The sequence below is a fragment of the Cellulomonas sp. EB106-03-03-XG116 genome (assembly GCF_058792015.1).
Map to the genome: position 1 here is coordinate 24,212 of NZ_JBYTEP010000044.1, position 10,740 is coordinate 34,951.

Here is a 10,740-nt window from a genome sequence, read left to right on the forward strand (position 1 = left end):
CGAGGAGGGTAGTCCGGCCCGCCGGTCCGGGCGCCCGGGTGCCCGCGGACCGGTCGTCCGTCACAGGGTGACGGCGTGGACGCCGGGGAGCTCGGCGAAGCGCGCGCGCCGGTCGGGGGTCACGACGACCCGGCCGTGCTCGGCCGCCTGCGCCGCGATGATGAGGTCGTGCGCGCCGCGCGGCCCGCCGGTCCGGCGCACGTGGGCGAGCAGCCGTGCGTGCTCGGCGGCGGTGCGCGCCGTGTAGTCCAGGACGGTCGCGGTCGCGGTGATCGCGGCGAGGACGCGGCGCCGACGCTCCGCGCGGTCCGCCGTGGCCGACAGCTCGATCCCGACCCGGAACTCGGCGACCGTGACCGCGGCGATCGCCAGGTCGTCCTCGTCCGCCACGACCTGGCGCCCCGCGCGACCGCGCTCGAACGCGATGAGCGCCCCGGTGTCCAGGATCAGACGTCGCGCCACGGCCCGGGGTCCTGGGTGAGCAGCCGGGTCGCCGTGCCGATGTCCTCCGCGAGGTGGTCGTCCAGCGGGGGCAGGGCGGCGAGCGCCCGGCGCAGCGCGCCGGCCGTCGAGGTGCTGCTCGCCGGCCGGACCTCCGCCACCGCCCGACCGGACCGCGTGATCGTGAACGTCTCGCCGTGCGCGACCGCGTCGAGCATCCCGGGGAGGTGGTGGGAGGCGTGGGTGGCGGTGACGGTGCGCATGCGTCGAGCCTAGGGAGGTGCGTGGGGCGACGACAGGGGGAGTTCGTGGCCTGTGGACGACGGCCGGGCGTGCGATCCCTGCGGGTGCGGTCCCCAGGGCGTCAGAGCACGCCGGACGCCGCCGCGAGGCCGGCGAGGACCAGCAGCACCAGCGACCCCCACGCGCACGCGACCCACCACGGCACGTGGTGCCGGGTCCGGGTGCGGGTGTGCTGCGTGGTCATGCCTGTGTGATCGGCACCACGCGGCCGGGCTCAAGCGATCGCGGCGGACCCGGCCGGGTGAGTTCCCGGGCGGGGTGTCACCCGGTCGCCACCCGGTGCGGTGCGGGCGGCGGGCCGGCGGCCCGCGTCAGCCCTGCTCGGTCTCCTGCACCTGCTGGGACAGCTGCTCGACCTGCTGCGCGAGCTTGTCGAGCGCGTCGGCCGTCGTGGCGTCGACCTGCGAGGACGCCGAGTCGAGCGCGCTGCGGGCCGAGTCGAGCGCGGAGCGCGCGGAGTCGAGCTGCTCCTGGCTCGCGGCGGTGCCGTCGGCCTGGGCCTGCTCGAGCGCCGCGGTGGCGTCGTCGATCGCGGTGGACGACTGGTCGACCGCGCCCTGCGCCGCCTCGCGCGCGCTCGCGTCGAGGTCCTGGAGCCGGGCGCGGGCGTCGTCGACGGCGGACCGCGCGGACTCGACGCGCTCGCGGACCTGGTCGGCGAGGTCGCGCAGGTTGCCGGCGGCCTCGCTGGCGGAGTCGGCGACGGACTGGGCCTGGGACGCGAGGTCCTCGGCCTGGGAGCACGCCCCCAGGGCCAGCGCGGCGGCGAGCGCGAGCGGCAGGGCGGCCGCGCTGCGGGCGCGGCGGGCGGTGCGGCGGGTGGTCATGGGTGGGCCTCCTCGTCGGTGGACCGCCCAGTGTGCCAGCCGCACCTGGGAACGGGCGCAGAGGAACGCCCCGCCCGCGACGGGTGGTCGCGGGCGGGGCGCTCGGGCGAGCAGCGACCTGGTTCAGGTCGGAGGGACGCTCAGGCGTCGGCCTCGACCGGGGCCCCCGCCCCGGCCGGCGCGCTCTCGGCGCCCTGCTGCTGCTCGCGGCGGCCCCGCACCTCCGCGACGGAGGTGCCGTAGTAGGCCGCGGTCATGATGTCCTTCATGTCCGCCCGCATCGGCATGCGGGGGTTGGCGGGCGCGCACTGGTCCTCGTACGCGCCCATGGCGACCTCGTCGAGCCGGGACAGGAAGTCCTGCTCGTCGACGCCCTGCGCCTGGAAGGACGAGGGGATGCCGACCTTGGCGCGCAGCGCCTCGATCGCCAGGGCGTAGGACTCGACGCCCTGCTCCGGGGTCTCGGCCGGCAGGCCCAGCATCTGGGCGATCTGCTGGAACCGCTCCGGGGCGACGTAGTGCTCGTACTTCGGCCAGCTGGTCAGCTTGGTCGGGATCTGGCCGTTGTACCGGATCACGTGCGGGAGCAGCGTGGCGTTCGTCCGGCCGTGCACCAGGTGGAACGTGGAGCCGATGACGTGCGCCATCGCGTGCACGATCCCGAGGAACGCGTTGCCGAACGCCATGCCGGCGATGGTGCCCGCGTTGTGCATCTTCTCCCGGGCGTCCTTGGTGGCCGGGTCGGCCGGGTCGCCGTTGACGGACTGCGCCAGGTTGTCGAAGATCAGGCGGATCGCCTGCAGCGCCATGCCGTCGGTGAAGTCGTTGGCGTACACCGCGACGAACGCCTCGGTGGCGTGGGTCAGGGCGTCGAAGCCGGAGTCGGCGGCCAGCGAGCGCGGCATCTTCGAGGTGAGGACCGGGTCGATGATCGCGACCGTCGGGGTCAGCGCGTAGTCCGCCAGCGGGTACTTCTTGCCCGCGTCGGGGTCGGAGATGACGGCGAACGGCGTGACCTCCGCGCCGGTGCCCGAGGTGGTCGGGATGCACACCAGCTTGGCGAGCTCGCCGAGGGTCGGGAACTTGAACGCGCGCTTGCGGACGTCGAAGAACTTCTGCTTGAGGTCGGAGAACACGATCTCCGGGTGCTCGTAGAGCAGCCACATGACCTTGGCGGCGTCCATGGGCGACCCGCCGCCGAGCGCGATGATCGTGTCGGGCCGGAAGTGGCGCATCTGCGCGGCGCCCGCCTGGACGGTCTTGACGCTGGGCTCGGGCTCGACCTGGTCGATGATCTGCACGGAGACGTTGTTGCCGCGGCGGTGCAGGACGTCCAGGACCCGGTCGACGAAGCCGAGGGTGGTCATGGTGGCGTCGGTGACGATGGTGACGCGCTCGACGTCGGCCATGTCGGTCAGGTAGCGGATGGCGTTCGGCTCGAAGTACGTCTTGGCCGGGACCTTGAACCACTGCAAGTTGTTGTTCCTCCGGCCCACGCGCTTGATGTTGACGAGGTTGATCGCCGAGACGTTGTTCGACACCGAGTTGTGGCCGTAGGAGCCGCAGCCCAGGGTCAGCGACGGGATGAAGGCGTTGTAGATGTCGCCGATGCCGCCGAGCGAGGAGGGCGCGTTCGCGATGACGCGGATCGCCTTGACCCGGTTGCCGTACTCCTCGGTGAGGGCGTCGTCCTGGGTGTGGATCGCGGCGGAGTGCCCGAGGCCGTCGAACTCCACCATCTGCTCGGCGAGCTGGATGCCCTGCTCGGTCGAGGTGGCGCGCAGCACGGCGAGGACCGGGCAGAGCTTCTCGCGGGTGAGCGGCTCGTTCGGGCCGACCGAGCCGACCTCGGCCAGGATGATCGAGGTGTCGGCGGGCACGGTGAAGCCGGCCTGCTCGGCGATCCACTGCGGGGACTTGCCGACGACGGTCGGGTTCAGCTTGGCGTCGGCGCAGTTCTTGCCCTTGGCCTCGACGCCGAAGATGAACTTCTCGAGGAGCGCCTTCTCCTTCTTGGTGGCGCGGTAGGCGTGCAGCACGGCGAACTCGGCCAGCGCGGCGTCGTAGATCTCGTCGTCCAGGATGACGGCCTGCTCGGAGGCGCAGATCATGCCGTTGTCGAACGACTTGGACAGCACCACGTCGTTGACGGCCCGCTTGAGCTTGGCGGTCTTCTCGATGTAGGCGGGGACGTTGCCCGCGCCGACGCCGAGGGCCGGCTTGCCGCAGGAGTACGCGGCCCGGACCATCGCGTTGCCGCCGGTGGCGAGGATCGTCGAGACGCCCGGGTGGTTCATCAGCAGGCCGGTGGCCTCCATCGAGGGGGTCTCGACCCACTGGATGCAGTGCTCGGGGGCGCCGGCGGCGATCGCGGCGTCGCGCACGACGCGGGCGGCGGCGACGGACGACTTCTGCGCGTTGGGGTGGAACGCGAAGATGATCGGGTTGCGGGTCTTCAGCGCGATGAGCGCCTTGAAGATCGCGGTGGAGGTCGGGTTGGTCACCGGGGTCATGGCGCAGATGACGCCGACCGGCTCGGCGATCTCGGTGATGCCGTTGATCTCGTCGCGGGAGATGACGCCCACGGTCTTGAGCGCCGCCATCGAGTTGGTGACGTGCTCGCAGGCGAAGATGTTCTTGACGGCCTTGTCCTCGAAGACGCCGCGGCCGGTCTCCTCGACGGCCAGCTCGGCGAGCTGCCCGTGCTGGTCCAGCGCCGCGACGGCGGCCTTCTTGACCAGGCGGTCCACGTCCTCCTGGGTGAAGCGGGCGTACTCGGCCAGCGCCTTGGTCGCGCCGGCGACCAGCTGGTCGATGGCCGCGGCGGTGTCGGTGCTCGTCGTCGTGGTGGTCACGGGGACTCTCCCGAGGGTGGTGGGTTGGGGTGCGGAGGGCTCCGTCGACCTCACGACCAGAACGGTATCGAGAAAAGTTTCACAAAGTCTGGGACCGGAGTCCCGGGGACCTCGGTCCCACCCCGCCGGCCGCGGCGCCCGGTCGGGCCGCGGCGCGCGATATGTCGCGAAAGCGCGAAGAAATGCCGGTCTGAGATCGATTGCCCGCATTTGCGTCGCTGGTCAGCGCACTGCTGACACGGGCCGAGAATGTCGATAGCGTGCGGCCCACCGCGCGTCGGCCCCCGCCGTCCGCGTCCACCGACCCGCGGCCGGACCCCCGGCCGGCCGCCGAGGAGGCCCCGTGCCCACGCTGCAGGACGTCGCCCAGGACCTGATGAACCTCGACGGCGCGATCGCGTTCGCGTTCGTCGACCACACGAACGGGCTCGTGCTCGCGTCCGCCACCTCGGTGCCGTACGACGTCGAGCTCGCGGCCGCCGTCGCCACCGAGTTCGTGCGCGCCAAGCTGCGGGCCGTCGAGCAGATGGGTCGCGGCGGCGCGGTCGAGGACATCCTCGTCACGCTCGAGGACGAGCTGCACCTGACGCTGGTGTGCGACCACCCGCGCCTCCAGGGCGTCTTCGGCTACCTCGCCCTCGACCGCCGGCGCGGCAACCTCGCGCTCGCGCGGCGCACGCTGCGCTCGCTCGGCGGGTCCGTCGAGCTCTAGGCGACGCCGCCCGGCGCCCACCCCCCAATCCCCGTTCGGGGGTGCGGGCCCGGCGGTTGAGGTGGTGCGTCCCGGTGGCAGCGTCGCTCCCGTTCCACCGGACGACGAGGAGTGACGCATGATCAGCATGGAGGAAGCAACGGCCCAGGTGATGGCGCTGGACGGCGCGATCGCGCTCGCGGGCGTCGACTACACGAGCGGCATGACGATCATGTCCACGGTCGTGAGGCCGTTCGACATCGAGCTCGCCGCGGCCGTGGCCACCGAGGTGGTGCGCGCGCAGATGCGCGCGATCGACCAGCTGGGCGGCGGGCAGTCGATCGACGACATCCTCGTCTCGCTGTCGGACGAGCTGCACCTGATCACCCTGAGCGACGACCCGCGATACGCCGGCCTGTTCTCGTACCTCGTGCTCGACCGGCAGCGGGGCAACCTCGCGCTCGCCCGCCGGCGGCTGCGCGACCTGACCCAGGCCGGCATCGAGCTCGAGCGCTGAGCGGCGCCCGGCGACGACCCAGGAGGTGCGCGTGGACGCCGCGCAGGTGCTCGAGACCCTCACCCGCGCGCTGCCGCCCGGGGCGGCGGCGTCCTGGCTCGCGCCGGACGGCGCCGCCGCCCCCGGGGTGGCGGCGCCCGAGCCGGGCATCGCGGCGCTGGTCGCCGCGCTCGCGGCCGCGGTCGCCCGGGACGGGGGCGACCTCGCGGGGGACAGCAGCAGCCTGCTGGTCGAGTCGCCGGCGCGGACGCTGCTCGCGCACCGGCTCGGCGGCCACGGGACGCTCGTGGTGGTGGCGGGGCCGGACCTCAACCTCGCGCTCGTGCGCCGGCTGGTCCGCACGGCGCTCGCGGACGGCGAGCCCGGCGGCGCGCAGCCCGCCGCCCCGGCCGTGGCCGACGCCCCGGACGCGGACCGGGAGGCGGCGGCGCCGCTCCCGCGCCGCGCGCCCGCCGCGCGGGTGCCCGACTTCCGCTACGAGCCCGAGGACGTCGAGGTCCTCCGGCAGCTGCGCGAGGCGCTCACGGGCTGACCCGCGAGCGCCTCGCGCGGCGCTCAGTCGTGCGAGACCGGCGGCGGCGTGAGCACCGTGGGGTGGTCCGGCACGCTCGCGGTCATGAGGGTGCCGTCGGCGCGGCGGGTGCCCTCGATGTCCCGGACCGTCGGCGTGCCGATCAGCCGCGGCGCGGGCGCCAGCGGCAGCACGACGGGGTCGCCCGCGGTGACCTTGACCGGCTCGCCGCGCACGACCAGGTCCGCGGCGTCGCCCTCCTCGACGGTGAGCCGCAGCTCGGTGTGCCGGACGTCGACGCGCACCCGGCTGCCGCGCAGCGTGAGCCGGAACGTCAGCCCGTCCCAGACCTCGGGCAGCCGCGGGTCGAGGGACACGACGCCCTCGTGGTCCCGCATGCCGCCGAACCCGCACGCCAGCGCGCTCCACACGCCGCCGGCCGACGCGACGTGCACGCCGTCCGCGGTGTTGTGGTGCAGGTCCGCGAGGTCCACGTACAGCGCGGACGTGAAGTAGCGCAGCGCGAGCTCCTGGTACCCGACCTCGGACGCCACGATCGACTGCACGACGCCGGACAGCGTCGAGTCGCCGGTGGTCAGCGGGTCGTAGTAGTCGAAGTCGGCCAGCTTCTCCTCGGCGGTGAACTGGTCGCCCTGGAGGAACAGCGCCAGCACGACGTCGGCCTGCTTGAGCACCTGGAACCGGTAGATGACCAGCGGGTGGTAGTAGAGCAGCAGCGGGCGCTTGGCCGGGTCGGTGTTGGCCAGGTCCCAGAGCTCCTTCTCGAGGAAGTTCGCGTCCTGGGGGTGGATGCCGAGCCGCTCGTCGTACGGGATGTGCATCCGCTCGGCGGCATGCGCCCACTCGTCGAGCTCGTCCTGGGTCAGGTGCAGCCGGGCGACGAGCGCGGCGTGCTCGGCCGGGTGCTCGTGCGCGAGGCGGTCGACGGCCTCGACGGCGCCGCGCAGGTTCGCGCGGGCCATCACGTTGGTGAACAGGTTGTCGTTCACGACGGTCGTGTACTCGTCCGGCCCGGTGACGCCGTGGATGTGGAACGACGCGTCGCCGTTCGTCCCGCGCCAGAAGCCCAGGTCGGCCCACATGCGGGCCGTCTCCACCAGGATGTCGACGGCCTCGCGGGCGAGGAAGTCGTCGTCGCCGGTCGCCGCGACGTACTGCCGCACGGCGTGCGCGATGTCGGCGTCGATGTGGTACTGCGCGGTGCCGGCCGCGTAGTAGGCGGACGCCTCCTCGCCGTTGATCGTGCGCCACGGGAACAGCGCGCCGTTCTGGTTCAGCTCGGCGGCGCGGCGGCGCGCGGCGTCCAGCATCGTGTAGCGGAACCGCAGCGCGTTGCGGGCGATCCGCGGCGAGGTGTACGTCAGGAACGGCAGGACGTAGACCTCGGTGTCCCAGAAGTAGTGCCCGCTGTACCCCGAGCCCGTGAGGCCCTTCGCGGCGATGCCGTTGCCCTCGGCGCGGGCCGTCGCCTGCGCGAGCTGGAACAGGTTCCACCGGATGGCCTGCTGCAGGTCGGGCTGGCCCGGGACCTCGACGTCGCTGCGCGCCCAGAAGTCGTCGAGCCAGGCGCGCTGGTCGGCGAACAGCCGGTCGACGCCCGACGCCTCGGCCCGGTCCAGGGTGCGGCGGCACCGGTCGGCGAGCTCGCGCGCCGGCACCCCGCGGGACGAGTGGTAGGTGACGACCTTGGTGATCCGGACCGTCTGGCCCTGCTTGGCGTCGATCCGGTAGACGTGCTTGGCCAGGTCCTCCTCGACCAGCGACAGCTCCTCGTAGGCGTTGTCCGTCTCGATGGCGTGGTCCGCCGCCACGGACAGCGTCATGCCGGAGGCCGCGGCCTTGTAGGACATGACGTACCGGCCCTCGGAGCCCCAGTGCGTCTTCGGCTCGAGGACCCGGGCGGTCAGCGTCTCGGACTTGCGGGGGTCGAAGCCCTCGCCCATCGCGGCGGACCGGACGTGGTACTCGTCCTGGCCGTCCTGCCGGTTGAGGATCTGGCTGCTGATGACCACCGGGGCGTCGGAGTCGAGCATGGTGAGCTCGTACGTCAGCACGGCCAGGTGCCGCTCGGCGAACGACACCATGCGCCGGGTGCGCACCTGCACCCGCTTGCCCGACGGGGTCTGCCAGACCAGGTCCCGGTAGAGCACGCCGTCGCGGAAGTCGAGGCTGCGCTCGTAGGAGTGCAGGTCGGCCACCGTGAGCAGCAGCGGCTCGTCGTCCACGTACAGCCGCATGATCTTGGCGTCCGGGACGTTGACGATCGTCTGCCCGACGCGGGCGAAGCCGTACGCCTCCTCGGCGTGCCGGATCGGCCAGGTCTCGTGGAACCCGTTGATGAAGGTGCCGTGGCTGTGGCTGTCGCGGCCCTCCTCGACGTTGCCGCGCATGCCGAGGTACCCGTTGCCGACGGCGAACAGGGTCTCGGTCCGGCCCAGGTCGGCGGCGTCGTGGCGCGTCTCGCGCAGCCGCCACTCGTCCTTCGGGAACCGGTTGCGGTCCAGGGGGTCCGGGGTGAACAGGGAGGTGGGGTTCACGGCAGGGTGCTCTCGTGCTCGTCGGTGTCGTCGGTCGTGGTGACGAGCTCGGCGAGGTCGTCCACCACCAGGTCTGCCCCCTGCTCGCGCAGCACGTCGGCACCCGCGCCGCGGTCCACGCCGATCACGAGCCCGAACGCCCCGGCGCGGCCGGAGGCGACGCCGGACTCGGCGTCCTCGACGACGACCGCGCGCTCGCGCGGGACGCCGAGCTGCTCGGCGGCGTACAGGTACGTCGCCGGGTCCGGCTTGCCCGCCAGGCCGCGCGCCGCGGCCACGAGGCCGTCGACCACGAGCGGGAACCGGTCGGTCAGGCCGGCGGCGGCCAGCACGGGCACCGCGTTCCGGCTGCTCGACACCACGGCGACCGTCCGGCCCTGGGCGAGCAGCGCGTCGACCAGGCGCACCGAGCCCGGGTACGGCGTGACGCCCTCGGTCTCGAGCACCTGGGTGAACACGGCGTTCTTCCGGTTGCCGAGGCCGCAGACCGTCTCGGTGTCGGGGGAGTCGGCCGGGTCGCCCCAGGGCAGCTCGATGCCGCGCGACGCCAGGAGGGACCGCACGCCCTCGTAGCGCGGCTTGCCGTCGATGTGCGCGAAGTAGTCCGCGTCCGTGTACGGCGCGGCGCCGCGGGCGTCGAGCAGGGGGGCGAACAGCCGCGCCCAGGCGTGCATGTGCACGACGGCGGTGGGGGTGAGGACCCCGTCGAGGTCGAACAGGACGGCGTCGAGGCCGTCGAGGACCGCGGTGGGGCGGTCGGGTGCGGTTGCCACGGTGGAGCTCCCAGGGGCGTGGTGTGCGGGTGCGGGTGGTGCGGGGTCGTGCGTCATGCGGCGGTGCTGCGGCGCGGGGCCGCGGGGGTCGCGGTGCGGGTGGCGGCGGTGCGGGCTGCGGCGGTGCGGGCGCCGGCCGGGCCCGGGGCGGCGTCGCGCGGTGCGGGCCCGGCGCTGGACGCCCGGACGACGAGCTCGGGCGGGACCAGCCCGGCCGGGGCCGGCCGGTGCCCGAGGTCGACGCCGAGCCGGTCCAGCACCTGCTCGACGAGGGTCTGCGCCACCAGTCTGATCGGTTGGCGCACGCTCGTCAGCCCCGGGCGCGCGAACGCCGCCAGGTCGGAGTCGTCGTAGCCGGTGATCGCGACGTCCCGGCCGGGGGTGGCGCCGGCGTCCGCGACCGCGGCGAGGGCGCCGAGCGCCAGCGCGTCCGACGCGCAGACCAGCGCGGTCGGGGTGTCGCCGGGTCGCGCGAGCAGGGCCGCGACCGCGGCGGCGGCCGCGTCCGGGTCGTCTGCCGCGGCGACCGCCTCGGGTCCGCGGGCGCCGGGGCCCGCGGGGCGCCGGGGGTCGTCGGCCGCGCCGTCGGCCGCGGCCTCGGTCGCCGCGAGCCAGGCCGCGCGCCGGGCGTCGCCGCCCGCCCCGTCGGCGGGCCAGCCGACGAACCCGATCCGGCGGTGGCCGCGGGCGCGGAGGTGCTCGACCGCCAGCCGCACGCCGAGGGCGCCGTCGACGTCGACCCACGGGTGGGCGGCGTCCGGGTCGCCCCACGGCTGCCCGTGCGCGACGAACGCCGCGCCGCGGTCCGCCAGCCAGGCCGGTCGCGCGTCCCCCGGGTGGGTGTCCGCGACGACCACGGCGTCCACGTCGCCGGCGGCCAGCAGCTCGCCGTAGGCGGCGATCTCCGCGTCGTCGTCCCCGTACGGGGCGTCGAACGCGAGGAACCGGTAGCCGTGCGGCCGGGCCGCCGCGACGAGCTCGTGCAGCAGCCGGTCGGGGTGCGCCGCCGTGCGGTGCGCCGTCGACCCGACCCGGATGCCGATGAGGCCCGAGCGGCGCGACGTCAGGGCCCGGGCGGCGTGGTCCGGGCGGTAGCCGAGCGCGGCCACCGCGCGGCGGACGCGCTCCAGGGTCCCGGGCGACAGCCGGTCCGGGGCGTTCAGCGCGTTCGACACCGTCTGCCGCGAGACCCCGGCGTGCTCCGCGACCGCCCGGATCGTCACCCGCGGCGCGCGCGCGGCGGCCGGGCGGGGTCGCGCGGCGG

The 10,740-nt window shown here is 74.3% G+C and carries 11 protein-coding genes; 3 read left to right on the plus strand and 8 right to left on the minus strand.

Annotation, left to right across the window (positions count from 1 at the left end; translation table 11 throughout):
- Positions 1–60: 60 nt before the first annotated feature.
- The 5 genes from AC3WUG_RS15050 to adhE all read right to left on the minus strand — a co-directional run bounded on the left by AC3WUG_RS15050 (position 61) and on the right by adhE (position 4,426).
- Positions 61–462 carry a PIN domain-containing protein gene (locus AC3WUG_RS15050; protein ID WP_492328410.1) on the minus strand — a complete coding sequence of 134 codons (402 nt, stop codon included), beginning with the start codon at positions 460–462 and terminating at the stop codon, positions 61–63.
- Positions 447–704, minus strand: a complete 258-nt coding sequence (locus tag AC3WUG_RS15055; RefSeq protein WP_492328411.1) for a type II toxin-antitoxin system Phd/YefM family antitoxin — start codon at positions 702–704, stop codon at positions 447–449. Before AC3WUG_RS15055 ends, AC3WUG_RS15050 begins: the two co-directional genes overlap by 16 nt.
- Before the next feature lie 101 nt (positions 705–805).
- A complete protein-coding gene (locus AC3WUG_RS15060) occupies positions 806–928 on the minus strand; it encodes a molybdopterin oxidoreductase (RefSeq protein ID WP_492328412.1) in 123 nt (40 codons plus the stop codon).
- A gap of 127 nt (positions 929–1,055) precedes the next feature.
- Positions 1,056–1,571, minus strand: a complete 516-nt coding sequence (locus AC3WUG_RS15065; protein ID WP_492328413.1) for a hypothetical protein — start codon at positions 1,569–1,571, stop codon at positions 1,056–1,058.
- Positions 1,572–1,711: 140 nt separating this feature from the next.
- Positions 1,712–4,426, minus strand: coding sequence for a bifunctional acetaldehyde-CoA/alcohol dehydrogenase (adhE, locus tag AC3WUG_RS15070; RefSeq protein WP_492328414.1), 2,715 nt, complete (start codon positions 4,424–4,426; stop codon positions 1,712–1,714).
- Positions 4,427–4,769: 343 nt separating this feature from the next.
- On the opposite strand from adhE, the gene AC3WUG_RS15075 reads away from it, so the two are divergent.
- From AC3WUG_RS15075 to AC3WUG_RS15085, 3 genes are all read left to right on the plus strand, one after another.
- Entirely contained in the window at positions 4,770–5,138 is a 369-nt protein-coding gene (locus AC3WUG_RS15075) for a hypothetical protein (protein WP_492328415.1), read from the plus strand.
- A 118-nt stretch (positions 5,139–5,256) separates the two neighbouring features.
- Positions 5,257–5,634: a hypothetical protein gene (locus AC3WUG_RS15080; protein ID WP_492328416.1), complete on the plus strand. Its 378-nt coding sequence runs from the start codon at positions 5,257–5,259 to the stop codon at positions 5,632–5,634.
- 31 nt (positions 5,635–5,665) lie between these two features.
- On the plus strand, positions 5,666–6,166 hold the full coding sequence (locus tag AC3WUG_RS15085; RefSeq protein WP_492328417.1) for a hypothetical protein: 501 nt from the start codon (positions 5,666–5,668) through the stop codon (positions 6,164–6,166).
- Between the two features lie 23 nt (positions 6,167–6,189).
- Here AC3WUG_RS15085 and AC3WUG_RS15090 read toward each other — a convergent pair whose 3' ends face one another.
- The 3 genes from AC3WUG_RS15090 to AC3WUG_RS15100 all read right to left on the minus strand — a co-directional run.
- The gene (locus tag AC3WUG_RS15090) at positions 6,190–8,703 is read right to left on the minus strand and encodes a glycoside hydrolase family 65 protein (RefSeq protein ID WP_492328418.1); all 2,514 of its coding nucleotides are present in this window, start codon (positions 8,701–8,703) and stop codon (positions 6,190–6,192) included.
- Complete coding sequence (locus AC3WUG_RS15095; RefSeq protein WP_492328419.1) at positions 8,700–9,476, minus strand: HAD family hydrolase; 777 nt, start codon at positions 9,474–9,476, stop codon at positions 8,700–8,702. The genes AC3WUG_RS15090 and AC3WUG_RS15095 overlap by 4 nt, the downstream gene beginning before the upstream one ends.
- Before the next feature lie 53 nt (positions 9,477–9,529).
- Positions 9,530–10,740 (minus strand): LacI family DNA-binding transcriptional regulator (locus tag AC3WUG_RS15100; RefSeq protein WP_492328420.1); only part of this gene is annotated, 1,211 nt, incomplete at its 5' end.

Bases quoted from the DNA above. Each gene is read 5' to 3' on its own strand.
- AC3WUG_RS15055 (WP_492328411.1), bottom strand. From the start codon at position 704: ATGCGCACCGTCACCGCCACCCACGCCTCCCACCACCTCCCCGGGATG.
- AC3WUG_RS15060 (WP_492328412.1), bottom strand. From the start codon at position 928: ATGACCACGCAGCACACCCGCACCCGGACCCGGCACCACGTGCCGTGG.
- AC3WUG_RS15065 (WP_492328413.1), bottom strand. From the start codon at position 1,571: ATGACCACCCGCCGCACCGCCCGCCGCGCCCGCAGCGCGGCCGCCCTG.
- AC3WUG_RS15080 (WP_492328416.1), top strand. From the start codon at position 5,257: ATGATCAGCATGGAGGAAGCAACGGCCCAGGTGATGGCGCTGGACGGC.